The sequence below is a fragment of the Magnetovibrio sp. genome (genome assembly GCF_036568125.1).
Taxonomy (GTDB): domain Bacteria; phylum Pseudomonadota; class Alphaproteobacteria; order Rhodospirillales; family Magnetovibrionaceae; genus Magnetovibrio.
In genome coordinates, this window is record NZ_DATCTF010000010.1 from 211892 (window position 1) to 235749 (window position 23858).

Below are 23858 nucleotides of genomic sequence, written 5' to 3' on the forward strand. Positions count from 1 at the left end.
TCTTGATGGAATTTTGCGCCATTGCCTAAATGATCATGAATGTATCTATGGATACAGACCTTGCTCACCCAGGAGCACTACCGTGTGGTTCTCCTTTAACAGTAAGAGAAGATCATCCCATGAATACGATGCGATTTTTTGTCGATACACACGACACACAAAATGGAACCTTCCCCGAAAGCTTGAATGAAGAACAATTCGAGCAATTCTTTGCCCAGTACAAAGTGGCTTGCCAAGAGGAAGGTGTCGTTCTTTTGCAGGTCAATGTCGGCCTGGAAGACGGACGCGCGTTCTGCATGACAATGGCACCCAATGCCGAAGCCGTGCGGCGTTCACATGAACGTGTCGGATTGCCGTACGCGTCGATCACCGAGGTTAAGACCGCGACCCCGGGAACCATTTTCTTCAAGCCACAAGCCGCATAAAGCGCAGCCTTCGACGCGGCTTTTTGCATAGGTGGCCGCGTCGAAGGTTTGAGGAGTGGGGACACGCCATGAACGCCGATGTTTTACCCATTTTGACGTACGGTTCGTTGATGCTTTTGACCGGTTGCGGGGCGCTTGTGTTGATTATGCGCGGGGATCTTGTCCCACGCTCGGTGATGAGTGCCGAAGGGCGTTTTGTTGTCGGCGGTGTGTTGGGGTTCGGGATGGCTGCATTTTCCATCAAATTGGTGGTCATCGCGGCTTTTGGACTGTTTCCCGCGCAAACCATTGACGTTCAATTGCCCGATATGACTGAACGCCAAGCGAAGTATGAGCAACTTCGAAACACACCATTACCGGGATCCGCGCATCCTGCTTTATTTTCGTCACGGCAAAAAACTTGGCGGGCTTTGCCCGCCGCCGCGCCTACGCCAGCGGACAACCCCGGTACGGCCAAAAAAATCGCATTGGGCGAGCTCTTGTTTCACGATCCGGCATTATCGGCGGATCGCACGGTATCATGTGCGACTTGCCACGATGTCAAAACAGGGGCGGGGGCTGACGCGACCGCGACCGCGATCGGCATTACGAAGGTGCCAGGACCACGCAATACTCCTACTGTGTTCAATGCCGCGTTTCAGGCGCGGTTGTTTTGGGATGGTCGGGCGACGTCGTTGGAAGATCAAGCAACCGGCCCCCTGATCAACCCCAATGAGATGGGCATGCCCTCACTCGATGCCGTGGTGGCGCGTGTTGCCGAAAATGACGTGTATCAAAAGGCATTTGCTGAAGCCTTTGACACTGGGAGCGAGATCACCATCGAACACATCGCCAAGGCCATCGCGGCTTATGAGCGAACTCTGGTTACACCGGATACACCTTACGATCGTTTCGTGGGTGGCGATGACGATGCGCTGACTGAAAGTCAAAAACGCGGCATGTATCTGTTTCGCTCCTTGGGCTGTGCAAACTGTCATTCGGGGCCGAATTTCAGTGGCGCCAGTTTGGTTGGGCCGCGTTCGCCTTTTCAATTGTTGTTCGCAAGCCGTTCTGAGCTGGCGCTGCATTACGGTCTCGATCAGGACAAAGGTCGTGCAGATGCTCAGGCCCAAAACGGTATATGGCGTGTGCCGTCATTGAGAAACGTGGCGTTGACGGCTCCCTATTTCCACAACGGTTCCGTCACTGATTTAACTGAGGCTGTGCGCGTCATGGCATCCGCACAGTTGGCGGCCGATGTCGATGCAAAAAATAACATATCTCCATTGCGGGTACTGTGGTCTCCTGAAACCAAGTCGCTTTCGGGCTACCGGAAAAAGCAAATTTCATCGCAAGGCATCGAAGACATCGTGGCGTTTCTCCATGCCCTGAGCAGCGATACGCTCGTTCAACGTCAAAGAAGTGCAGTGGGGATGACACAAATAGAAAACCTGCTAACTTTTCCTTCGGTTGAGCAGAAAGGACACACATGGAAACAATCTATCCATTTGCAGACATCTCAGCTTCAGGGCGGGAAGCTCTAAAACGCGGTGTATCGCTTCACAGCTTTGCCAAAGGTGCCACGGTGGTGGAAAAGGGCCAGACGGTATCGGGAGCGTATTTCGTCACCCGTGGGCAGTTGCGGGTCTATACCCTCACACCCAGTGGCAAAGAGGCCACGTTATACTTGATCCGTCCGGGTGAAACGTGTGTGTTTGCGCTCAATAGCCTATTCAATAAATTGCTTTATCCCGCTTGGGTGCAGAGCGAAGAGGATACCGATGTGATGGTCGTGCCCGGGGCGTTGTATCGCACCCTGTTCGCTGATGAAGCCGTGATTCAAGATCTCACCGTGCGCACCCTTTCAACGGTGGTGATGCGACTGATGACGGAACTGGAAGAGGTGCATGCGCATCGTGTCGATCAGCGCCTGGCGAGCTTTTTGCTCAATCAGGCGAGCGACGAGGGCTGGGTGTTGAGAACCCAGCAAGAAATCGCGTCCCATATTGGCACGACGCGAGAAGTCATCGCCAAGACGCTGGGCGTATTTTCAAAGCGCAAGTGGGTCAAAAGCGGGCGTGGCCGAATTCAGGTTTTGATGCCGAGCATGCTCGCAGCCCTCGTTCGGCGCGGTTTAGACGCTTAACACGTGAAACGTCCTCCTTTTTGATCGAGTTGAAATACTGGATCATTTCGCTCAAATAAAGAACAATACAAGAACATTTGCGGCGTGATGGCTTGGTGAACCTAAAACTACAATTTTTTCAAAATGTTGCTGCCGTATCGGCGGCTTTTTTTGTGCTTATGCGAGTGTTCTTAAGTTCCACTTATCCCCAGTAAAACCCAAGACAAACCAAGCATTCCCATTGACGCCCATAAGATCCCATGTTATCCCATAAGTTACCAATGGGGCCCGTGAGCGCGTTCGACGTGCGATGCGGGCAGGCTTTCAAGCTTTCGGCATTGGGTTCCGTCACGGGGATGGGGCCGGTTTCGAAAACGAGGGAGCCGTTATCAAGGGCCTGCAAAGGGTCTTTGTTGATGCATCAGTTAGGGGGAGTTATGGCGCTGCTCGTCGGCCGTCATCTCAATAAAATAGACAAGAAAGGCCGGGTCTCCGTCCCGAAGCCTTATCGGGAAGCCGTCACGTCTGAGGGCTTCGCGGGCGTCTATATTTTCCCTTATTTCAAATATCCGGCCTTGGAAGGCGCGGGCGAAGCGTTCATGCAACGTCTGTCCGCCAGCCTTGACGACAATCTCGAGCTTTTCTCCGACGCTCAGGAAAGTCTGGCCGCCATCACCTTGGAAAACACCTTCCAGTTGGCCTTCGATCCTGAAGGCCGCATCAGCTTGCCGACGGAGCTGTGCCAACATGCCGGTCTTGACGGTCAGGCGCTGTTCGTCGGGCATGGTTCGCGCTTTCAGATCTGGTCGCCGGACACTTATCAAGAGCACCGTGGCGGCGCGCTGGAAAAAGCCAAGGCCGAAGGGGCGACGTTGCAGTTGTCGCCGCGAAATCCAACCGGGGGGGAGTGAGCCCATGTCACAGCCTCACATCCCGGTTCTTCTCAAAGAGGTTTTAACTGCCCTAAACCCCCGTGACGGCGGTGTCTATGTCGATGGTACCTTCGGTAACGGCGGGTATTCGCGCGGGATTCTCGAGGCTGCGGATTGCGTCGTGTGGGGGATCGATCGCGATCCCAATGTGATTGCCAAGGCACGCCAGATCGAAAGCGAATACGACGGCAGGCTACGCGTCGTCGAAGGTCGCTTTGGCGATATGTTCGATTTGCTGAGCGCCCGCGGCGTCGCCGGCGTCGATGGGGTGGCGTTGGATCTGGGCGTGTCCAGCATGCAGCTCGATCAGGCGGAACGCGGCTTTTCGTTCATGTCCGACGGGCCGTTGGATATGCGCATGGAACAAAAGGGTCTCAGTGCCGCCGACGTCGTCAACGATATGGACGAAGACGATCTCGCCAACGTCATATATGAATTCGGCGAAGAACGCCGGTCGCGCTGGGTCGCGCACGCCATCGTCGAGGCCCGGTCCGAACGCAAGATCACCCGTACCGGCCAGTTGGCCGACATCGTGTGCCGGGTGGTGAAGAAATCAAAGGACGGCATTCACCCCGCCACGCGCACCTTCCAGGGCTTGCGCATCTACGTCAACGACGAGCTGGGCGAAGTCGATCGCGGTCTTAGCGGCGCGGAACGTCTGCTCGCGCCCGGCGGGCGGTTGGCGGTGGTGGCGTTTCATTCCCTGGAAGACAAGCGCGTCAAATCGTTCCTCAACGCGCGGTCCGGCAATGTGCCCAATCCGTCGCGTTACATGCCCGACAGCGGCGAGACGGGGCGAGCGCCGACATTTAAGTTGCTCAAAAAAGGCACCGTCAAGCCGAGCGCCGAAGAATGCAAGATCAACCCGCGTTCGCGTTCGTCGCGGCTGCGCATGGCCGAGCGCACCGATGCGCCCGCATGGCCTTATGGGGGGGCGGCGTGATGACCCATCGATCCGCTTTCCTGCGCCACACCACCGTGTTGTTCCTGCTGTTGGCGGGCGGCATTTCGATGGTGTTGTTCTCGGTCAAATATCAGGTTCACGATCTGGAATCTCAATACAAGCGTTTGTCCGGTGAGTTGGAAGAAGAGCGCCGTGCGCTACATGTGCTGCATGCCGAGTGGGCGACGCTGAACGATCCGGCGCGCATCGAGGCGCTGGCGATCGAATACTTGAACATGGGGCCGGTTCCGCCGCGCCGTGTGGTCGGCCCGGACGCGATGATGAGCATTCCCGTGCGCGAGATCGTATTCGGCGAAAAGAATTCCGAGGGGGAGGCGGCGCAATGAAGCATGCATCCCCGTTGCAAACCGAAATCCCGTTCGAGGCGCTGGACCCCGAACGCATCCGCATGGAAAGTGCGCGTAAACAGGCGTTGGACCAGGGGCGGACGCGTCTGCTGGTCACCGGCGTGATGTTCGCGTTGGCGTTCGTGGTGTTGGGCGGTCGCTTGGTCGACCTGACCCGTCACGGTAAGGACGGTGCGCCGACGTGGCAGGCGATGACCACCAAAAAGGCCGAAAGCCCGGTGGTGGTGCGCGGCGACGTGCGCGACCGCCAAGGCCACATTCTCGCCACCAGCCTGCCCACGCAATCGCTGTATGTAGACAGCCGTGAGGCGCTTGAAGGCGGCGATGCCGAAGAAGCGGCGGACAAGTTGCTGAGCGTTCTGCCGGATCTCAACCGCGACCAAGTCCTTGATAAGATTAAGGGGGGCGGACGGTTCGAATGGCTGGCGCGCAATCTCACCCCCGATCAGGTGTGGGCGGTGAACCGTCTCGGCGTGCCGGGATTTGGATTCCGCCGCGAAGAACGCCGGGTCTATCCCTACGGCCCGAGTTTTGCCCATGTTATCGGCTATACAGATGTCGACGGGCGCGGAATTTCCGGTGTCGAGCGCACTTTCGAAACGCGCCTCGGCACCCAAGGCGAAACCATCGACCTGTCCATCGACATGCGTGTGCAGGCGATCTTGCACGAAGAACTGGTCAAAGCTCAAAAGCGCTTCAGCGCCTTGGGCGCGGCGGGCGTGGTGATGGACGTCAACACCGGTGAAATCATCGCCATGGTCTCGCTGCCCGATTTCGATCCGAACAAGCCCGAGAGTTCCTTGGGCGAAAGCGGGTTCAACCGGGCGACCAAGGGCGTTTACGAAATGGGTTCGACGTTTAAGCTGTTCACGACCGCCATGGCGCTGGATACCGGCACGGTGAAGTTGACCGACGGCTACGACGCCAGCGAGCCGATCCACATCGCGCGCTTCACCATCAACGATTTCCATGCCAAGAAACGCTGGCTCAGCGTGCCGGAAATTCTGGTTTATTCCAGCAACATCGGCACCGCCAAGATGGCGTTGGACGTTGGCGCGAAAACGCAAAAGGAATACCTGACCCGCTTCGGCCTGCTCGGTGCTTCCGACGTCGAATTGCCCGAAGTCGGCAGCCCGCTGTTTCCCGCGCGCTGGGGTGAGATTTCCACCATGACCATTTCTTATGGTCACGGCATCGCCGTTTCGCCGTTGCAACTGGCGGCAGGGGTTTCTTCGTTGATCAACGGTGGGGTGATGATGCCGCCGACGTTGATGAAGCACACCGACACGACGGTGCCGCGCGGCAAAAAAGTTCTGGAAGCGAAAACGTCCGCCGCCATGCGCAGTTTGATGCGGTTGGTGGTGCGCGACGGCACCGGCAAGAACGCCGACGTGCAAGGTTATCTGGTGGGCGGCAAGACCGGTACGGCGGAAAAGCAAGTGGCGGGCAAGTACGACAAGAAGGCGCTGATCTCGTCGTTCGTCGGCGCGTTCCCCATGACCAATCCGCGTTACGTGGTGCTGGCGGTGGTGGACGAACCGCAAGGCATCAAAGCCACGTACGGCTACGCCACCGGCGGCTGGGTCGCCGCACCGGTGGTGCAGGGGGTGATCGAACGCATGGGACCGCTTTACGGCATGATCCCCGATGGCCGCGGCGTCGAGGCCGAGGACGCGCCGAACCATCCGTTGCATGTGCCGGTGTCCAGCGGGCCGAAGCGCACCGCGATGGTGGGCGGGAGCGTGCGCCATGCGACTTATTGAAGTATTGCTGGGAGACGAATACGTGTTTGATACGGACGTCATCGACGGTGAATTGGATATCGCGGGCCTGACCTGCGACAGCCGCGCCGTGCGTCCGGGATACTTGTTCGCGGCGTTGCCCGGCGCGCACGTCGATGGCCGTGATTTCATTCCTGCCGCGGCCGAAAAAGGCGCGGCCATCGTGCTCGCCCCGGTGGGCACGCGCGTCGACGGCATTCCGGTTCTCGAAGACGCCAACGTGCGTCAGCGCTTCGCGCGCATGGCGGCGAATTTCTATCGCGCCCAACCTGCCCATGTTGCGGCGATCACCGGCACCAACGGTAAAACCTCGACCGCGTCGTTCCTGCGCCAAATCTGGCAAAGGCTCGGCCACAAATCCGCCAGCGTCGGCACGTTGGGTGTGCACGGTGTGGGGTTCGACGAACCCGGCAAGCTGACCACGCCGGACCCGGTGCAGCTGCACGAAACACTCGCCCGTCTCGCTGATGCAGGCGTCGATCACCTCGCCATGGAAGCTTCCAGCCATGGGTTGGAGCAATTCCGTCTTGATGGCGTGCGCATTCAGGCGGCGGGCTTTACCAACATCAGCCGCGACCATCTCGATTATCACGGCACCATGAGCGCCTATCTGGCCGCCAAACTGCGGTTGTTTTCCCAAGTTGTGTCCAGCGGCGGTGCAGCGGTGATCAACGCCGACAGTCCCGAAGGTCACGAGATTACTGCGGTTGCCTTGAAGCGCGGTTTGCGCGTTCTGACCTATGGACGCGAAGGACGCGATATTCGTCTGGTCGATCAAGTTCCCCATGGCGATGGGCAAACCTTGTCGGTGCAGATCGATGCCGACGGGTTTGAGGTGAACCTGCCGTTGGCGGGGGGCTTTCAGGCCGAAAACGCCTTGTGTGCGTTGGGTCTGGCATTGGCCATGGGGGCGGACGTCAAAGCTGCCGTCGCGGCACTGGAATTTTTGGACGGCGTGCCGGGGCGCTTGCAAAAAGTCGGCAAGGTCGGCGGCGCGGCGGTCTATGTGGATTACGCCCACACCCCCGATGCCCTTCAAACCGTGTTGCAGGCCTTGCGCCCGCACGCGACCGGCAAGTTGCATGTTTTGTTCGGATGCGGTGGTGACCGCGACGCCGGCAAGCGCCCGCAGATGGGGGCGATCGCGGCCAAGTTCGCCGATCGCGTCATCGTCACCGACGATAACCCGCGCAGTGAAGATCCGGATCTCATTCGCGCCGAGATCATGGCCGCGTGTCCCAGCGCCCGCGAAATCGGTGATCGCCGCCAAGCCATCCGCGAAGCTGTGTGCGGCCTTGGCGATGGCGACGTGTTGGTGTTGGCGGGCAAGGGCCACGAACAAGGCCAGATCATCGGCGACGAGGTGCGGTCGTTCGACGATGTCGCAGAGGCCGCTGCCGTCATGAAGGAGGTCGGAGCGTGAACATGATAAAGACACCCGACATTCTGTGGACATCCCAAGACGCGGCCCGCGCCACCGGTGGCGACGTGCATCCCGATTGGCAGGCGACAGGCGTGTCGATCAACACCCGCACGCTGAAGCCGGGCGACCTGTTCATTGCCTTGCAAGGCCCCAACGCCGACGGCCACGATTATGTCGCCACGGCCTTTGAAAAGGGCGCGTCCGCCGCCGCCGTGTGTCACCGCCCGCCGGTGTTGGACCCGGACGCACCGTTGCTGGTGGTCGACGACACGATGCAGGCACTGGAAGCCTTGGGTCGCGCCGCACGCGACCGGCTCGATCACGCCAAGGTCATCGCGGTGACCGGGTCGGTGGGCAAAACCGGCACCAAGGAAGCCTTGAAACTGGTGCTGTCCGAACAGGGCAAAACGTCGGCCAGCGAAGGCAGTCTCAACAACCATTGGGGTTTGCCGCTGAGCCTGTCGCGCATCCCAAAAGACGCGGACTATGCGGTGCTTGAATTGGGCATGAACCATCCCGGCGAACTGACGCCGTTGTCGTTGATGGCCCGGCCGCACGTGTGCGTGATCACCACCATCGCACCCGCGCATACGGAATTTTTCGCCAATGCCGATGAAATCGCCGACGCCAAGGCGGAAATTTTCAAAGGCGCTCAACCCGGCGCAACGGCGGTGCTCAACCGCGACATCAAAGAGTACGACCGCCTGTTCGACGCCGCGCGTGGTGCCGACATGGGTGAGATCGTTACCTTTGGTGGCGGTATCGACGCGGATTTCAGATTGGTTGAATGCAGCCTACATGCCGAAAGCTCCGATGTTACCGCGATGACCCCATTGGGTGAGCTGACATACCGTTTGGGCGTGCCCGGGCGACACTGGGTGATGAATTCCCTGTGCGTGCTGGCGGCCGTGCATGCGGCGGGCGGCAACGTTGCGCAAGCGGCCAAGACCCTATCCAAGCTCACCGCGCCCACGGGGCGTGGTCAACGCTTCGAAATCGAAACCGGCGCGGGTTCCTTCGTGCTCATCGACGAAAGCTACAACGCCAGCCCGGCAGCCATGCGCGCGGCGATGGCGGTGCTGAGCGCACAGCCTCTCGGGCCTGATGGGAGGCGCATCGCGGTGTTGGGCGACATGTTGGAATTGGGCGAAGAGACCCCCGAACTGCACGCCGCACTGAACGAGGTGCTGGAAGACAATCACATCAACCTGGTGTTCTTGGCCGGTGAAGCCATGGAGCATTTGTGGAAGGTAATGCCCTCTGAGCGACGCGGCCATCATTCGGTCAGTTCCGACTTGTTGGCCGACGTGGTGCGCAAAGCGGTCCGTCCCGGTGATGTGGTGATGGTCAAAGGTTCCGCCGGGGTGCGCATGGGCCGGGTGGTCGAAGTGCTGAAATCCCTTGCTATCTCAAAACATGAAAAGGGGGAGGCCGAATAGATGCTGTTCCACCTGCTGTTCCCGCTGACGGACAAATTTCCGATCTTCAACGTCTTTCAGTATCTGACGTTTCGCACCGGCGGCGCGGTGATGACGGCGCTGATCATCAGCTTCCTCATTGGTCCCAAGCTGATCACGCTGTTGCATGTGCGCCAAAAGGGCGGCCAGCCGATCCGCGACGACGGTCCCGAAGGCCATCTGCTCACCAAGCAGGGCACCCCGACCATGGGCGGTTTGATGATCTTGATCGCGATGGTGGTTTCCACCTTGCTGTGGGCGGACTTGTCCAACGGGTTCGTGTGGGTGGCGTTGGGCATCACGGTGTCGTACGGCTTTATCGGTTTCCTCGACGATTACCTGAAAGTGAGCCGCCGCAATCACAAGGGTCTACCCGGCAAGATGAAAATGGCGCTGCAAATCGCGTTCGCCTTAGCCGCCGCGTTGTGGATCGTGCGCATGATGCCGGAACACTTGGAAAGCACCTTGGCGGTGCCGTTCTTGAAAGATACGTTGGTGCAATTGGCGTGGTTCTTCCCGGTGTTCGCCGCCTTTGTGATGGTTGGTTCTTCCAACGCGGTGAACTTGACCGATGGCTTGGATGGTTTGGCGATCGTGCCGGTGATGATTGCCGGGGGTGTGTTCATGCTGATCGCGTATCTGGTCGGCAACACGGTGTTCGCCGGATATCTGCAACTGCATTATGTGCCGGGCACTGGCGAACTGGCGACGTTCTTGGGCGCGATGGTCGGCGGCGGCTTGGGGTTTTTGTGGTTCAACGCCCCGCCGGCGCGGGTGTTCATGGGCGACACCGGTTCGCTCAGTCTCGGCGGCGCATTGGGTGTGGTCAGCGTGATCACCAAGCACGAATTGGTTCTGGCCATCGTCGGCGGATTGTTCGTTTTGGAAACCGTGTCGGTGATCGTGCAGGTGGTGTCGTTCAAGCTGACCGGCAAGCGCGTGTTCGCCATGGCGCCGCTGCATCACCACTTCGAGAAGAAAGGTTGGGCCGAGCCCACCATCGTTATTCGTTTTTGGATCATCGCCACCATTTTGGCGCTGATCGGTTTGTCCACTTTGAAGCTGAGATGAGCGATCGTAAATGATTTCGTGCGAAGGATACGCCACCAAACATGTCGCCGTGATCGGACTGGGTAAGTCCGGCTTGGCGGCAGCTCGCGCCCTGTGCCGCAGCGGCGCGCGGGTGTTGGCGTGGGATGACGGCGATGCGGCGCGCGACGCCGCCGAGGCCGAAGGCATTCCCGTGCGCGATCCCAAACGCATCAACTGGGCGGCGATGGATGCCTTGGTGCTCAGCCCCGGCATTCCCCACTCCTTTCCCAAACCGCATGACGCCGCGCGCATGGCAAAGGATGCGGGCGTGCCAATCATCGGTGACGCCGAATTGCTGGCGACTTCGGGTGCGAGCGCACCGATGATCGCCATCACCGGCACCAACGGCAAATCCACCACCACCGCGCTGGTCGGACACATCCTCGAACATGCGGGCCGTGACGTTGAAGTCGGCGGAAATCTCGGTCCGGCCATTTGCGACATGGCGATGATGGAACGCGACTGCGCCTACGTGCTGGAACTGTCATCGTATCAGTTGGAACTGTGTCCCTCCGCCCGCTTCAAAATTGCGGTGCTGCTGAACATCACGCCCGATCATTTGGATCGTCACGGCGGCATGGGTGGCTATACGCGCGCCAAGAAAAACATCTTTCGCGGCCAAGGTGCGGGCGATATCGCCGTGGTCGGCATCGACGACGATGTCTCGCGTGCGATCTTCGATGAGCTCAAGGCCCAAAAAGGTCGCAAGGTCATACCCATCAGCAGTGTGCGCAAAGCGCCCGGTGGTGTTTACGTCGATGGTGCGGTTTTGATCGACGACGTGCTCGGCGCGGCGTATGAGGTCATGGACCTGACGGCATTGCTCAACCTGCCGGGACGCCACAATGCACAAAACATCGCCGCCGCCTACGCCACGGCGCGGATGATGGGGGTCAAAGCCCAAGACATCGTCAAAGCTATCGAAAGTTTCCCCGGTCTCGCCCATCGCCAAGAACGCCTGGGCGAACTCAACGGCGTTGCGTTCGTCAACGACAGCAAAGCGACCAACGCCGAGGCCACCGCTAAGGCACTGGTGTGTTACGACAACATCTATTGGATTGCGGGTGGTCTGGCGAAAGAAGGCGGGCTAGAAGGTTTGGACCCCTTGTTGGGTCCGGTGCGTCGCGCGTTTCTGATCGGCAAAGCGGCAGAGCCGTTCGCCCAATATCTGAATGGCAAGGTGGAGACGGAACTGTGCGGCGATCTGGAAACAGCGACCAAGTCTGCGTACGCCGCGGCGCAGGCCGATGCGCTGAAGGGGGCGACGGTTCTTTTGTCGCCCGCGTGTGCATCGTTCGATCAGTTTAAAAGCTTCGAACATCGCGGCGATAAGTTCAAAACGATTGTCGCGGGGCTGAGCGAACACGCCGCCCTTGTGGACGGAGGAGCAGCCAGCGCATGAGCACCTTTACACGCACAGACACATCTGTCGTAAGTCGCTGGTGGTGGACCATCGATCGCCTGACCTTGTTGTCGGTGATCGTCATCGCCGCGTTGGGCGCGATCTTGGTGTTGGCGGCGTCGCCTGCGGTGGCGCATCGCATCGGCTTGGAAAGTTTCCATTTCGTCCATCGCCATTTCATCTTTTTGCCGTTGGCGCTGGTGGTGATGATCACCACCTCGTTGTTGACGCCGCGCGGTGTGCGGCGATTGGCGTTGCTGGTGTTCGCCGGCGCCATGTTGGCGATGATCGCGGTGTTGTTCGTCGGTGCGGAAACCAAGGGCGCGACGCGGTGGTTGTATATCGCGGGGTTCTCGTTGCAACCGTCCGAATTCATCAAGCCAAGCTTTGCCGTGGTGGCCGCATGGATGTTTTCGGCGCAAAAGCTCGATGAAGACGTGCCGGGTTATGCCATCGCCATCTTCCTGTTCGTGACGGTGGTCGGATTGCTGTTGCTGCAGCCCGATTTCGGCATGTCGATCGTCATTTCATGCGTGTGGGCGGTGCAGTTTTTCATTGCCGGACTTCCGCTGGTGTTGGTCGGCGCCATTGCGCTGCTGTTCATCTTGGGTGGTTTTGGCGCGTACTTGAGCTTTGATCACGTGCGTGTGCGCATCGACCGTTTCCTCGATCCCATCGGCGGCAAAGGCTATCAGGTGGAAAAATCCCTCGATGCGTTTGAAAACGGCGGCTTGTTGGGACGTGGTCCCGGCGAAGGCCGGGTCAAGGAAGTGCTGCCCGATGCCCATACCGATTTCATTCTCGCGGTCGCGGGCGAAGAGTTCGGCTTGCTGCTGTGTTTGCTGATCGTGGTCTTGTTCGCGTTCATCGTGCTGCGTGGGTTTTCCCGGGTCTTCAAAGACAGTGACTTTTTCGTCATGGTCGCGGTTGCCGGGTTGCTGACCCAATTCGCTTTGCAGGCGATCATCAACATCGCCTCGACCACCAATCTGATCCCGCCCAAGGGCATGACCTTGCCGTTCATCAGCTATGGCGGGTCCAGCACCTTGGCGTTGGCGTTGGGCATGGGCATGGTGTTGGCGTTGACCCGCGTGCGCCATGGTCAAGGGGGGCATCGATGAGCGCATCGGATACCCGTCCCCACGTGTTGTTGGCCGCGGGCGGCACCGGCGGCCATGTGTTCCCGGCGGAAGCCTTGGCGTCGGAGCTGATGGATCGCGGCTACCGTTTGGGGTTGGTCACCGACAAGCGCGGCAAGGCTTACGGCGGCGCGCTGGGCGCGCTGGAAACACATCACATTCTTGCCGGCGGGATCGCCGGAAAAAGCGTGCCTGCGCGCATCAAAAGCGTGTTCGAGCTTGGTCTCGGCACCTGGCAGGCTTGGCGGCTGATGAAAACCTTGCGGCCCGATGCGGTGGTCGGCTTTGGCGGTTACGCCTCGGTGCCGACTATGATGGCGGCGAGTTTCACATCGATCCCCACCGCCATTCACGAGCAAAATGCATTGCTTGGTCGCGCCAACCGACTGTTGGCCGGGCGGGTCAAGGCCATCGCCACGTCGTTCATCGACACCCACGGATTGCCCCAGGGTGCGGATGCGAAAATCACGCTGACCGGCATGCCGGTGCGCGCACCCATCGCCGCCAAAGCCGACACGCCGTACCCGCCCAGCGAGGGTGAGGCACCGTTGGGCATCTTGGTGCTGGGCGGATCGCAAGGGGCGACGGTGTTGAGCGAGGTGGTTCCCGCCGCGCTTGCCAAACTGCCCGACGAAATCAAGGTGCGGTTGGACGTTACCCAACAATGCCGCGAAGAAGACCTGGACGCGGTCAAGAAGGCTTACGGCGACTGCGGCATTCGCGCCCATCTCGCGACCTTCATCGATGACGTGCCCGAACGCATGGTGAAATCGCATCTGGTGATCTCACGCGCCGGGGCCTCGACGGTGGCTGAGGCCTTGGCCGTCGGTCGGCCGTCGATCTTGGTGCCGTATCCGTTTGCAGCCGACGACCATCAACGCTACAACGCCCAGGCCGTGGACGCGGCGGGGGCGGGCTGGATCATGCCGCAAGACACGTTCACGGCGGATAACTTGGCGTTGCGGTTGGACTCGTTGTTGGGTCTTCCGGCGGTGCTGGAAAAATCCGCCCGTTGCGCGCGCGACCTGGGCCGGGCCGACGCCGCCAAGCGGTTGGCCGACATGGTCGCGGGTTTGGTCGAACACACACATCAAAAAGGGAGCGCCGAAGCATGAGGGCTTTGCCACTTTCCATCGGCACCATTCATTTCGTCGGCATCGGCGGCATCGGCATGAGCGGTATCGCCGAGGTTTTACATAACCTCGGCTATTCGGTGCAGGGTTCCGATCAAGCCGAAGGCCCCAACGTCACGCGGTTGCGCGAACTGGGCGTCAATGTCGCCATCGGCCACAGCGAAGACAACATCGACAATGCCGGCGTGGTAGTGATTTCGTCTGCCGTCAAATCCGATAATCCCGAAGTGGTCGGCGCCAGGAAGCGCTTGTTGCCGGTGGTGCGGCGCGCGGAAATGCTCGGCGAGTTGATGCGCCTAAAATGGTCCATCGCCGTCGGCGGCACCCATGGCAAAACCACCACGACGTCGTTGGTGGCGCAGTTGTTGGATGCGGCGGGCTTGGACCCGACGGTGATCAACGGCGGCATCATCAATGCGTGGGGATCCAACGCGCGGTTGGGTTCGGGCGATTGGATGGTGGCGGAAGCCGATGAATCGGACGGCACCTTTTTGAAGCTGCCCGCGACCATCGCGGTGGTCACCAACATCGATCCCGAACACCTGGATCATTATGGCAATTTCGAAACGTTGCGCGCGGCGTTCGCCCAGTTCGTCGAAAACATTCCGTTTTACGGCTTCGCCGCGTTGTGCATCGATCATGCCGAGGTTCAGGCGTTGATCCCGCGCGTATCGGATCGGCGCATCATCACCTACGGTTTTTCGCCGCAAGCCATGGTGCGCGGCGAAAACGTTCGTCCCGGTCCCGACGGCATGACCTTCGATGTGGTCTTTGCGGGCTACGGCGATGACGATCCGCAAGCGATCCGCGATATCAAATTACCGATGTTCGGCAAGCACAACGTGCTCAATACACTCGCCGCCGCCGCCATCGCGCACGAAATGGGCATCGATCCCAACGTGCTGTCGAGCGCCTTTTCGGGCTTCAAAGGGGTCAAGCGCCGCTTCACCAAAACCGGCGAGATCGACGGCATCACCATCATCGACGATTATGGCCATCACCCGGTGGAAATCGCCGCGGTGTTGAAGGCCGCGCGCGGCGCGGTCGGCAAAGGCCAAGTCATCGCGGTGGTGCAACCGCATCGCTATACGCGTTTGCGCGATCTGTTCGAAGAATTCTGCACTTGCTTCAACGATGCCGACGCCGTGCTGGTGGCCGATGTTTATGCAGCTGGGGAAGCGCCCATCGATGGGGTCAACCGCGATGCGTTGGTTGCCGGACTGCGCGAACACGGTCACCGCACAGTGATGCCGCTGGTCAATCCCGACGAACTGCCCGAAGTGGTCAAGGACATGGCCCGCCCCGGCGACATGATCGTGTGCTTGGGCGCGGGCAACATTACCCAGTGGGCCAACCGCTTGCCGGAACGTCTGCGCAAGCTGCGCTATGGCGGAAGGGGGGGCGCTGAATGACGTCTCTCGCGACCACCGGCGAACGCTTGATCGAACGGCTGCCCGAGGTGCGCGGCCGTCTCAGCGCGGGCGCGTCGCTCGCCAAGGTCACGTGGTTCGGCGTCGGCGGTCCGGCGGAAGTCTTGTTCAAGCCCGCTGATGCGGATGATTTGGCGCACTTTATCAAACACAAACCCGCCGACGTTGCGGTGACGGTGATCGGGGTCGGCTCCAACCTGTTGGTGCGCGACGGCGGCGTGCCGGGCGTGGTGGTACGTTTGGGGCGCGGTTTCGCCGACATCTTGGTCAACAAGGCCGACGTCATCGCCGGTGCGGGTGCGTTGGATGGCAATGTCGCCCTGGCGGCGATGGAAGCCAGCGTTTCGGGATTGGAATTTCTCAGCGGTGTGCCGGGCACCATCGGCGGCGCGTTGCGCATGAATGCCGGTGCTTACGGGGCGGAAATGAAAGACATCGTCGTCGGCGCGGTGGCGTTGGATAGCGAAGGCAATCGCCACGAGCTGAGCGCGGAGGACTTGGGTTTTTCCTATCGCAAAAGCACGGTGCCCACGGATTGGATTTTCGTCGAAGCGCATCTGCGCGGTTTTGCCGGTCAGGTCGAAGACATCCGCGCGCGCATGAACGATATCAAACTGGCGCGCGAAGACAGCCAGCCGCTGCGCACCTCGACCGGCGGATCGACGTTCAAAAATCCCGAAGGCCACAAAGCTTGGCAATTGATCGACGCAGCCGGATGTCGCGGTTTGCGCATCGGCGGCGCGCAGGTGTCGGAAAAACATTGCAACTTTCTGATCAATGACGGCACCGCGACGGCAGACGACATCGAAGCGTTGGGCGAAGAGGTGCGCGCCCGCGTCAAAGCGACATCGGGGATCGATCTGATATGGGAAATTCGCCGTATCGGCATCCGTGGCGAAGAAGGGGGAGAGGGCGCATGACCAAACAAGTGGCGGTGTTCATGGGCGGCTGGTCGGCGGAACGCGACGTTTCGCTGGTATCCGGTGCGGCGTGCGCCGAAGCGCTGAAACGCGCGGGCTACTCGGTCACCGCCATCGACGTGCAGCGCGATGTCGGCACGTTGTTGGGACGGCTGTATCCCAAACCCGACGTGGTCTTCAATGCCTTGCACGGACGCTTTGGCGAAGACGGTTGTATTCAAGGCCTGCTGGATATCTTGAACATTCCTTACACCCATTCCGGGCTGACCGCATCGGCATTGGCGATGGACAAGCCGCTGGCAAAACGCTTGTTCAAAAGCGCGGGCATCCGCGTCGCCGACGACAAAATCGCCACCCGCGACCAAGTCTTGGCCGGCGGAGTGATGAAGCCGCCTTATGTGGTCAAGCCCGCCAACGAAGGCTCGAGCGTCGGCATTCACATCGTGCGCGAAGGCGAAAACGACTTGCCGTTCGCTCATGAAAGCTGGCCCTACGGCGCGACGGTGATGGTCGAACGGTTCATCCCCGGGCGTGAGTTGACCGTCGCTGTAATGGGCGACAAGCCCTTGGCGGTGACCGAAATCATGACCGAACACGATTTCTACGACTACGACGCCAAATATGCACATGGTGGCTCGCGCCATCAAATTCCCGCCGATGTCGAGCCGGCGGTGTACGACGAAGCGTTGCGTCTGGCCAAGTTGGCGCACGACACGCTCGGTTGTCGCGGCGTCAGTCGAGCCGATTTCCGATATGACGGCGAAGAGCTTTACATCTTGGAGGTGAACACCCAACCCGGCATGACGCCGACGTCGCTGGTTCCCGAACAGGCCCAGCACGTGGGTATCAGCTTTGAAGAGTTGGTCAGTTGGATGGTTGAAAACGCGGAGTGTGATGCATGAAGAAAATGCTGACACGATTGATGACTGCCAAATTGGGCGGTGAACAGAACGACACGGACGTGCTTGAACCCGCTTCGACGCCTCGGCGCAAACGCGTGGTGCCGCTTTGGCGTCGGCCGCAGACGATCGCGGCGCTGTCGATCCTCGCTATCGCCACAGTCGGCGGCACGGGCGCATGGGCGTGGACATCGGGGCATGTGCAAGAGGTGCTGAATTCGACCAAGTGGATGGCGGTCAAGGCTTCGACCGATTTGGGCTTTACGGTCCAGGACGTGTTGGTCACCGGCCGCGGCGAAACCCAACGCGACGATCTGCTCGAAGCCATGGCGATCGCCCGGGGCACACCGATTTTGACTTATGATTTCCAAGCCGCCAAAGCGCGGGTGGAATCTCTGCCTTGGGTTTTGCAGGCGCGCATCGAGCGGCTGTTGCCCGATACCTTAGTGGTGCACATCATAGAACGTCATCCGATGGCGTTGTGGCAGAACCAAGGTCAATTTTCGCTCATCGACGACAATGGCGTGGTGATCACCCGCGACGAACTCGGCCGCTTCGCCGATCTCATTCACGTGGTCGGCGAAGATGCGCCCGATCATATCGGCGGCTTGTTGGAGCTTCTGGAAACCCAGCCCGAACTGAAATCCTTGGTCAAGGCGGCGGTGCGCGTCGGTGGTCGCCGTTGGGACCTGTCGCTCGACGGCGGCATCGACGTACGTCTGCCCGAAGCCGACGCGCCCAAGGCGTTGGCGCGTCTGGCGGCGTTCGAAGAAGAAAGTGGCGTGCTGGGACGCGATGTGCGGGTGTTGGATTTGCGCGTGCCCGATCGGGTGATCGTGCGGCGCAACCCGAACGCTTTGCGCCGCCCGGAATCCAAACCCGGACAAGAAACCTGACGGACGACTAAAAATTTAAGCCAATCGAAACGTTCATTTAAGAAACTTAAGCTAAGCGAAGATCCCAGAAGGGGAAAACGGAATATGCACCGCGGTCAGCCGCAAGCCAAACCGAGAAACGGCCTTGTCGCCGCATTGGATATCGGAACGACGAAAGTTTCGTGTTTGATCGCACGCCAAGAGGGCACGCGCCCGCCGCGCGTCATCGGGATCGGTCATCATGCATCCAAAGGGGTAAAGAACGGCGCGATCGTCGATATGGACGCCGCCGAAACATCCGTGCGCGCAGCCGTCGGTGCGGCCGAAGAAATGGCCGGGGTCAACATCAGCGCCATCAACGTGGCGTTGTCCGGTCCGGTGTTCAAATCGCGCTTGGTGGCTTACGACATTGGTATCGCGGGCCATGAAATCGGCGACCAGGATTTGCGCAAAATTCTCGACGCCAACCGTTTGGCCAGCGAATTGCCCGAAGACCAGGAAATCGTCCACTCCATCCCCGTCGGATATTCCATCGACGGCAACCGGGGCGTGCGCGACCCGCGCGGCATGTTCGGCAATCGTTTGGGCGTTAACCTGCATGTGGTGACGGCCGCCACCAACGCGATCCGCAACGTCGATACCTGTTTGCACCGTTGCCATCTGGAAGTCGAAGGACGGGTGGTCGCCCCTTATGCCAGCGCGCTGTCGGCGTTGGTCGAAGACGAGATGAAGTTGGGCGTGACGCTGATCGACATGGGTGGCGGCACCACCAGCATCTCTGTCTTTTTCGACGGCGAACTTGTCCATGCCGATTGCATTGCCGTCGGCGGCGCCAACGTCACCAACGACATCGCCCGAGGTTTGTCCACCCCGGTGCAACATGCCGAACGCATGAAAACGCTTTACGGCAACTGCATGCCGTCGCCGAGCGACGATCTCGAAGTCATCAAGGTGCCGCTGATCGGTGAAGAGCAAAGCGGCGAAACCAATCCGGTGCCGCGCTCGATGCTGGTGGGGATCATTCGCCCACGCATCGAAGAGACGTTCGAATTGGTGCGCGATCGCCTGCACGGCGCGGGGTTCGAAAAATTATCCGGTCCGCGCGTCGTTTTGACCGGCGGGGCGAGTTTGCTTCCAGGTGTGCGCGAGATGGCCGGAGAGATCTTGTCCAAGGCGCAAGTGCGTATGGCCAAGCCTCGTTACTTGGAGGGAATGGCCGAGGCGGCATCCGGTCCGCAGTTTGCCACTTGCGCGGGATTGATTACCCATAGCCTTGAATCTTCGAGGGAATTACCCGGCCGAACCTATCGGCCCAAAGAGCAGGCGGGCACCCGTTTGGGGCGCATAGGGCAATGGTTGAGGGATAATTTCTAGGTGTAAAAGTACAGAGTCAGTAACCGAGTCAGAAACGTTTAAGGACTCGGATAGGACTCGCTAAAAGGAATCGGCCGATTCGCCCTGAAAAGTTACTAAATTTTAAGGCTTTTTCGCCACTAATAGAGAAACGAGCGGAGTGTGGAGCTGAGCCATGAGCATCAATCTAAGCGTACCCCAAAACGAGGCGATCGAACTGAAGCCACGCATCACCGTAATCGGTGTCGGTGGGGCGGGCGGCAATGCCGTCAACAACATGATCAATGCCCAGCTCGAAGGGGTTGAGTTCATCGTCGCAAATACCGACGCGCAGGCACTGGCCTCCGCCGCGACGGATCGGCGTATTCAGCTCGGCACGGGCTTGACCCAAGGGCTCGGCGCAGGCTCCAAACCGGAAATCGGCCGCGCCGCCGCGGAAGAGTCCATTGCCGATCTCAACGAACATCTCAAAGGTTCGCACATGGTGTTCATCGCCGCGGGTATGGGCGGCGGCACCGGCACCGGCGCCGCGCCTGTGATCGCCCGCGCCGCGCGTGACCTTGGCGTGCTGACCGTCGGCGTGGTGACCAAGCCGTTCCAGTTCGAAGGCCGCCATCGCTATCGCATCGCCGAGAAGGGGATCGAAGAGCTCGAACAGTATGTCGACACCTTGATCATCATTCCCAATCAGAACCTGTTCCGCGTCGCGAACGAAAAAACCACATTCTCCGACGCGTTCAAGATGGCCGACGATGTGCTCTACTCTGGCGTGCGTGGCGTCACCGACCTGATGGTCATGCCCGGCCTGATCAATCTCGATTTTGCCGACGTGCGTTCGGTGATGAGTGAGATGGGCAAGGCTATGATGGGCACCGGTGAAGCCGAAGGCGAACGCCGTGCACTCGATGCCGCCGAAGCTGCGATTTCCAATCCGTTGCTGGACGATACTTCGATGGCCGGCGCTAATGGGGTTCTGATCAACATCACCGGCGGTTCCGACATGACCTTGTTCGAGGTCGATGAAGCCGCAAACCGCATTCGTTCCGAAGTCGAAGAAGACGCCTACATCATTTTCGGTTCCACCTTCGACGACAGCCTCGAAGGCCGTATCCGGGTGTCCGTGGTCGCTACCGGCATCGACGCCGAGAGCATGACCCGTCCTCAACCGGCGGTGTTGAACGTGCATGATGATATGGTGTCGCGCACGGTCATGCCGCACGTGGAAGCCGACGAGCCTGCCGTTCAAGCAGAGGTGGCGCAAACCCAGACGCAACCCAGTGTCGCGGAAATTTTGACGCAAACCATGGCCGATCCTTCTGACGAAGCCCCGGCGCATGATCCGGTTGACGATCCGGTGATGACCGCCGAGGTCGAAGCGCCGCAGGACTTGGCGCTCGATCTCGACGAGCCCGCGCGTGAACGGCTTGATTTCTCTCACACTGAGCAATCGGCCAGCGCCGATCTTGACGTGGAAGAAGATGAAGACATGGGGGCGCCTGAACCAGCGCGCATTCCGTCCAGTTTCGCGATGCCCGCAGGTATGCCCTCTGTCGGTGCCGACGATGCCTTTATTCCGCCGGCTCCGGCAATGTCGGCGCACGCCGACGAGGTCGATATCGATCCGATGGCCGAAGCCGCGATGGTGAATGGTGCGGCGATTGAAGCTCCGCAAAAGCCTGCTGTGACGAAGGGGCCAAGCCTGTTCGAACGCGTAACGGGTGGTGCCAAGAGCAAGGTTTCCATGTTCGGTCAATCCAAGACGGAAAAAGCCGAAGCGCCGCGCCCGGCAGCCACGAGCGCAGCACCCTCGACGCAGCTGCGGACATCGGCCATGGCGGAACCGACGTTGGGCGGCCTCGATCCCGAAGAACGTCTGCAGCCGAGTCACGCCGAAGATGACCTTTTGGACATTCCGGCGTTCTTGCGGCGTCAGGCAAATTAATCATTTAAAATGAATGGGTTACATGCAGTAAAACCTGTAACAAAAGGTAACACTGTTTGATTTGAGCGCTTCAGGTGAGGGTGGTAAACCCATAACTGAAGCGCTCTTTCCTTTTAGGGTGTTTGGCCACTCGGTTCACGCAGTTGCTGTGCGGGAATCAAAAACACAAAAGGCCTTATCGAACGACCCCACTCACAAGGGGCAAGATAGGGCCAAGGGGTACCAAAACGTGATCAAGCAAAAAACGTTGAAAAGCGCCATCAGCTGCACCGGCATCGGTCTGCATTCGGGTGAGAAGATCTCGATGACCTTGCATCCGGCTGATGCGGACACGGGCATCGTCTTCCGTCGCACAGACATTGCGGGCGGCGGCACGGATATCCCGGCGTCTTACGACAACGTTTGCGACAGTCGCTTGTGCACCACCATCGGCGCGGACAACGGTCAAGACGGCCTCAAAACCATCGCTACGGTCGAACACCTTATGGCCGCCCTTGCCGGTGCCGGGATCGACAACGCCGTGATCGAAGTCGGTGGGCCGGAAGTTCCCGTTATGGATGGCAGCGCCGCACCGTTTTTGTTCTTGATCGATTGCGCCGGCGTCGCCGAACTGGATGCGCCGCGCAAAGCGGTTCGTGTCCTGCAGCAGGTTTCCATCGTCGACGGCGATAAGTCCGCGACGCTGAGCCCCGCAGACGGTTTTTCCGTTGATTTCAATATCGAATTCGACAACGCCGTGATCGGCAGCCAGGAGATGAGCGTCGAGCTCACCGACGGGGTGTTCAAAAATGAAATCGCCCGTGCGCGCACCTTCGGCTTCCTGCACGAAGCGGAAGCCCTGTGGGCCGCCGGCCTCGCCAAGGGTGCCTCGCTGGACAACGCGGTGGTGGTCAGCGGCGACAAGGTCATGAATGAAGACGGCCTGCGCTTCGACGACGAATGCGTGCGCCACAAGATCCTCGACGCGGTCGGCGATCTGTATCTCGCCGGCGCGCCCCTCATGGGCCGTTACAGCGGCACGCGTTCCAGCCATGCCTTAAACAACCAGTTGCTGCGGGCCTTGTTCTCGGATCCGAAAAATTATGAAATCGTCGACATGGACGCCGTCACCGTGCGTCCCGCCGCCGTCGGTGCGGCGTGGTCCAAAGATTCTGTCGCCGCGAGCCCGGCAACGGCCTGATTTCTCGCTTCAGCATTCACGAAATGTTCCGATTCGCGCCCGCGCATAAAGCCGGGCGCGTTTGCGTTCGTCAGCGTGGATGGAATTTTTGCAAATAAGGCCTGGGTTTCTGGCGGTTTTCTCCCTATTTTGAGGACTAGGAAAAGCTCTGCCGGGGCGCTGGACAGACCCGCGCGAAGGCATGATATAATCCGCCCATTCCTGCCCGAACCGGGCTTTGTACTGAAAAGAAAGCGTCCAGATGCCCGCACCGCTGAATTCGACCGTCCGCATGCTGATGATGACCACGATGATGGTCGGCGCGCTCGCGTTGACGGCATGTTCCGGCACGCCCGCACCGGACGCGAACTATCAAGAAGAGCCGGTCGAAAAGCTCTACAACATTGCCGTGGATTCTTTGGAGCAAGGCAAATACGAACAGGCTTCGACCCAATTCGACGAGGTTGAACGTCAGCACCCCTATTCGAACTGGGCCAGCAAAGCGCAGGTGATGGCGGCGTATAGCCTTTACATGGCCAACAAATACGACGAAGCCATCGTTTCGCTGGACCGTTTCATCCAATTGCACCCGTCCAACAAAGACGCGGACTATGCCTATTATCTCAAGGGCTTGTGCTACTACGAGCAGATTTCCGACGTAGGCCGTGACCAGATGATGACGGAATTGGCGTTGAAGACGCTCAAAGAGCTTTCGACCCGTTTTCCCGATAGCCAGTATGCCCGCGATGCCAAAATCAAGATCGATCTGACTTACGATCACTTGGCCGGCAAGGAAATGGACATTGGTCGCTATTATCAGGCCAAGGGTCAGTATTTGTCGGCGATCAACCGTTTCGACGCGGTGGTCAAGCAATACCAAACCACCACCCACACGCCCGAAGCGTTGCTGCGCTTGGTCGAAAGCTATCTGGCTTTGGGACTGCGCGGCGAGGCGGAAAAAACTGCGGCCGTGCTGGGCCACAATTTCCCATCCAGCAGTTGGTATGTCGACGCGTATGCGCTGCTCGAAGATCCGAGCGTCAGAGCGCCTAAGGAAGAGCCCTGGTACAAGGTTTGGTAA

Annotated in this window: 21 protein-coding genes; all 21 read left to right on the top strand. The window is 59.7% G+C overall.

Annotated elements, in window-relative coordinates; all coding sequences use genetic code 11:
- Positions 1 to 47: 47 nt before the first annotated feature.
- The 21 genes from VIN96_RS05730 to VIN96_RS05830 all read left to right on the top strand — a co-directional run bounded on the left by VIN96_RS05730 (position 48) and on the right by VIN96_RS05830 (position 23858).
- Positions 48 to 425 carry a DUF4242 domain-containing protein gene (locus tag VIN96_RS05730; RefSeq protein WP_331894574.1) on the top strand — a complete coding sequence of 126 codons (378 nt, stop codon included), beginning with the start codon at positions 48 to 50 and terminating at the stop codon, positions 423 to 425.
- A gap of 68 nt (positions 426 to 493) precedes the next feature.
- The gene (locus tag VIN96_RS05735) at positions 494 to 1948 is read left to right on the top strand and encodes a cytochrome-c peroxidase (protein WP_331894576.1); all 1455 of its coding nucleotides are present in this window, start codon (positions 494 to 496) and stop codon (positions 1946 to 1948) included.
- Positions 1894 to 2550: a Crp/Fnr family transcriptional regulator gene (locus VIN96_RS05740; RefSeq protein WP_331894577.1), complete on the top strand. Its 657-nt coding sequence runs from the start codon at positions 1894 to 1896 to the stop codon at positions 2548 to 2550. Before VIN96_RS05735 ends, VIN96_RS05740 begins: the two co-directional genes overlap by 55 nt.
- Positions 2551 to 2966: 416 nt before the next feature.
- The gene (locus tag VIN96_RS05745) at positions 2967 to 3440 is read left to right on the top strand and encodes a division/cell wall cluster transcriptional repressor MraZ (protein WP_331894578.1); all 474 of its coding nucleotides are present in this window, start codon (positions 2967 to 2969) and stop codon (positions 3438 to 3440) included.
- Positions 3441 to 3444: 4 nt separating this feature from the next.
- Positions 3445 to 4404: a 16S rRNA (cytosine(1402)-N(4))-methyltransferase RsmH gene (gene rsmH, locus VIN96_RS05750; RefSeq protein ID WP_331894579.1), complete on the top strand. Its 960-nt coding sequence runs from the start codon at positions 3445 to 3447 to the stop codon at positions 4402 to 4404.
- Complete coding sequence (ftsL, locus tag VIN96_RS05755) at positions 4404 to 4751, top strand: cell division protein FtsL (RefSeq protein WP_331894581.1); 348 nt, start codon at positions 4404 to 4406, stop codon at positions 4749 to 4751. Before rsmH ends, ftsL begins: the two co-directional genes overlap by 1 nt.
- Positions 4748 to 6535: a penicillin-binding protein 2 gene (locus tag VIN96_RS05760; RefSeq protein ID WP_331894582.1), complete on the top strand. Its 1788-nt coding sequence runs from the start codon at positions 4748 to 4750 to the stop codon at positions 6533 to 6535. The genes ftsL and VIN96_RS05760 overlap by 4 nt, the downstream gene beginning before the upstream one ends.
- Positions 6522 to 7976: a UDP-N-acetylmuramoyl-L-alanyl-D-glutamate--2,6-diaminopimelate ligase gene (locus VIN96_RS05765; protein WP_331894583.1), complete on the top strand. Its 1455-nt coding sequence runs from the start codon at positions 6522 to 6524 to the stop codon at positions 7974 to 7976. Before VIN96_RS05760 ends, VIN96_RS05765 begins: the two co-directional genes overlap by 14 nt.
- Before the next feature lie 2 nt (positions 7977 to 7978).
- Complete coding sequence (locus VIN96_RS05770; protein WP_331894584.1) at positions 7979 to 9415, top strand: UDP-N-acetylmuramoylalanyl-D-glutamyl-2,6-diaminopimelate--D-alanyl-D-alanine ligase; 1437 nt, start codon at positions 7979 to 7981, stop codon at positions 9413 to 9415.
- Between the two features lie 3 nt (positions 9416 to 9418).
- Positions 9419 to 10504 (top strand): phospho-N-acetylmuramoyl-pentapeptide-transferase, encoded by a 1086-nt coding sequence (gene mraY / locus VIN96_RS05775; RefSeq protein WP_414675602.1) that lies wholly within the window; start codon positions 9419 to 9421, stop codon positions 10502 to 10504.
- Positions 10505 to 10514: 10 nt separating this feature from the next.
- Complete coding sequence (gene murD, locus VIN96_RS05780; protein ID WP_331894588.1) at positions 10515 to 11927, top strand: UDP-N-acetylmuramoyl-L-alanine--D-glutamate ligase; 1413 nt, start codon at positions 10515 to 10517, stop codon at positions 11925 to 11927.
- Positions 11924 to 13048 carry a putative peptidoglycan glycosyltransferase FtsW gene (locus tag VIN96_RS05785; protein ID WP_331894589.1) on the top strand — a complete coding sequence of 375 codons (1125 nt, stop codon included), beginning with the start codon at positions 11924 to 11926 and terminating at the stop codon, positions 13046 to 13048. Before murD ends, VIN96_RS05785 begins: the two co-directional genes overlap by 4 nt.
- A complete protein-coding gene (murG, locus tag VIN96_RS05790) occupies positions 13045 to 14181 on the top strand; it encodes an undecaprenyldiphospho-muramoylpentapeptide beta-N-acetylglucosaminyltransferase (RefSeq protein ID WP_331894591.1) in 1137 nt (378 codons plus the stop codon). Before VIN96_RS05785 ends, murG begins: the two co-directional genes overlap by 4 nt.
- On the top strand, positions 14178 to 15611 hold the full coding sequence (murC, locus tag VIN96_RS05795; RefSeq protein WP_331894593.1) for a UDP-N-acetylmuramate--L-alanine ligase: 1434 nt from the start codon (positions 14178 to 14180) through the stop codon (positions 15609 to 15611). Before murG ends, murC begins: the two co-directional genes overlap by 4 nt.
- The gene (gene murB, locus VIN96_RS05800; RefSeq protein WP_331894595.1) at positions 15608 to 16549 is read left to right on the top strand and encodes a UDP-N-acetylmuramate dehydrogenase; all 942 of its coding nucleotides are present in this window, start codon (positions 15608 to 15610) and stop codon (positions 16547 to 16549) included. The genes murC and murB overlap by 4 nt, the downstream gene beginning before the upstream one ends.
- Complete coding sequence (locus tag VIN96_RS05805; protein ID WP_331894596.1) at positions 16546 to 17451, top strand: D-alanine--D-alanine ligase; 906 nt, start codon at positions 16546 to 16548, stop codon at positions 17449 to 17451. Before murB ends, VIN96_RS05805 begins: the two co-directional genes overlap by 4 nt.
- The gene (locus VIN96_RS05810) at positions 17448 to 18344 is read left to right on the top strand and encodes a cell division protein FtsQ/DivIB (RefSeq protein WP_331894597.1); all 897 of its coding nucleotides are present in this window, start codon (positions 17448 to 17450) and stop codon (positions 18342 to 18344) included. Before VIN96_RS05805 ends, VIN96_RS05810 begins: the two co-directional genes overlap by 4 nt.
- Positions 18345 to 18428: 84 nt before the next feature.
- Positions 18429 to 19697: a cell division protein FtsA gene (ftsA, locus tag VIN96_RS05815; protein WP_331894599.1), complete on the top strand. Its 1269-nt coding sequence runs from the start codon at positions 18429 to 18431 to the stop codon at positions 19695 to 19697.
- Positions 19698 to 19851: 154 nt separating this feature from the next.
- Entirely contained in the window at positions 19852 to 21618 is a 1767-nt protein-coding gene (gene ftsZ, locus VIN96_RS05820) for a cell division protein FtsZ (RefSeq protein WP_331894601.1), read from the top strand.
- Positions 21619 to 21847: 229 nt separating this feature from the next.
- Positions 21848 to 22798, top strand: coding sequence for a UDP-3-O-acyl-N-acetylglucosamine deacetylase (lpxC, locus tag VIN96_RS05825; protein WP_331894603.1), 951 nt, complete (start codon positions 21848 to 21850; stop codon positions 22796 to 22798).
- A 241-nt stretch (positions 22799 to 23039) separates the two neighbouring features.
- A complete protein-coding gene (locus tag VIN96_RS05830; protein WP_331894604.1) occupies positions 23040 to 23858 on the top strand; it encodes an outer membrane protein assembly factor BamD in 819 nt (272 codons plus the stop codon).

Excerpts from the sequence above, each read along its gene's own strand:
- VIN96_RS05730 (WP_331894574.1), top strand. The coding sequence starts at position 48 with ATGGATACAGACCTTGCTCACCCAGGAGCACTACCGTGTGGTTCTCCT.
- VIN96_RS05735 (WP_331894576.1), top strand. The coding sequence starts at position 494 with ATGAACGCCGATGTTTTACCCATTTTGACGTACGGTTCGTTGATGCTT.
- VIN96_RS05740 (WP_331894577.1), top strand. The coding sequence starts at position 1,894 with ATGGAAACAATCTATCCATTTGCAGACATCTCAGCTTCAGGGCGGGAA.
- VIN96_RS05745 (WP_331894578.1), top strand. The coding sequence starts at position 2,967 with ATGGCGCTGCTCGTCGGCCGTCATCTCAATAAAATAGACAAGAAAGGC.
- rsmH (WP_331894579.1), top strand. The coding sequence starts at position 3,445 with ATGTCACAGCCTCACATCCCGGTTCTTCTCAAAGAGGTTTTAACTGCC.
- ftsL (WP_331894581.1), top strand. The coding sequence starts at position 4,404 with ATGACCCATCGATCCGCTTTCCTGCGCCACACCACCGTGTTGTTCCTG.
- VIN96_RS05760 (WP_331894582.1), top strand. The coding sequence starts at position 4,748 with ATGAAGCATGCATCCCCGTTGCAAACCGAAATCCCGTTCGAGGCGCTG.
- VIN96_RS05765 (WP_331894583.1), top strand. The coding sequence starts at position 6,522 with ATGCGACTTATTGAAGTATTGCTGGGAGACGAATACGTGTTTGATACG.
- VIN96_RS05770 (WP_331894584.1), top strand. The coding sequence starts at position 7,979 with ATGATAAAGACACCCGACATTCTGTGGACATCCCAAGACGCGGCCCGC.
- murD (WP_331894588.1), top strand. The coding sequence starts at position 10,515 with ATGATTTCGTGCGAAGGATACGCCACCAAACATGTCGCCGTGATCGGA.
- VIN96_RS05785 (WP_331894589.1), top strand. The coding sequence starts at position 11,924 with ATGAGCACCTTTACACGCACAGACACATCTGTCGTAAGTCGCTGGTGG.
- murG (WP_331894591.1), top strand. The coding sequence starts at position 13,045 with ATGAGCGCATCGGATACCCGTCCCCACGTGTTGTTGGCCGCGGGCGGC.
- murC (WP_331894593.1), top strand. The coding sequence starts at position 14,178 with ATGAGGGCTTTGCCACTTTCCATCGGCACCATTCATTTCGTCGGCATC.
- murB (WP_331894595.1), top strand. The coding sequence starts at position 15,608 with ATGACGTCTCTCGCGACCACCGGCGAACGCTTGATCGAACGGCTGCCC.
- VIN96_RS05805 (WP_331894596.1), top strand. The coding sequence starts at position 16,546 with ATGACCAAACAAGTGGCGGTGTTCATGGGCGGCTGGTCGGCGGAACGC.
- VIN96_RS05810 (WP_331894597.1), top strand. The coding sequence starts at position 17,448 with ATGAAGAAAATGCTGACACGATTGATGACTGCCAAATTGGGCGGTGAA.
- ftsA (WP_331894599.1), top strand. The coding sequence starts at position 18,429 with ATGCACCGCGGTCAGCCGCAAGCCAAACCGAGAAACGGCCTTGTCGCC.
- ftsZ (WP_331894601.1), top strand. The coding sequence starts at position 19,852 with ATGAGCATCAATCTAAGCGTACCCCAAAACGAGGCGATCGAACTGAAG.
- VIN96_RS05830 (WP_331894604.1), top strand. The coding sequence starts at position 23,040 with ATGCCCGCACCGCTGAATTCGACCGTCCGCATGCTGATGATGACCACG.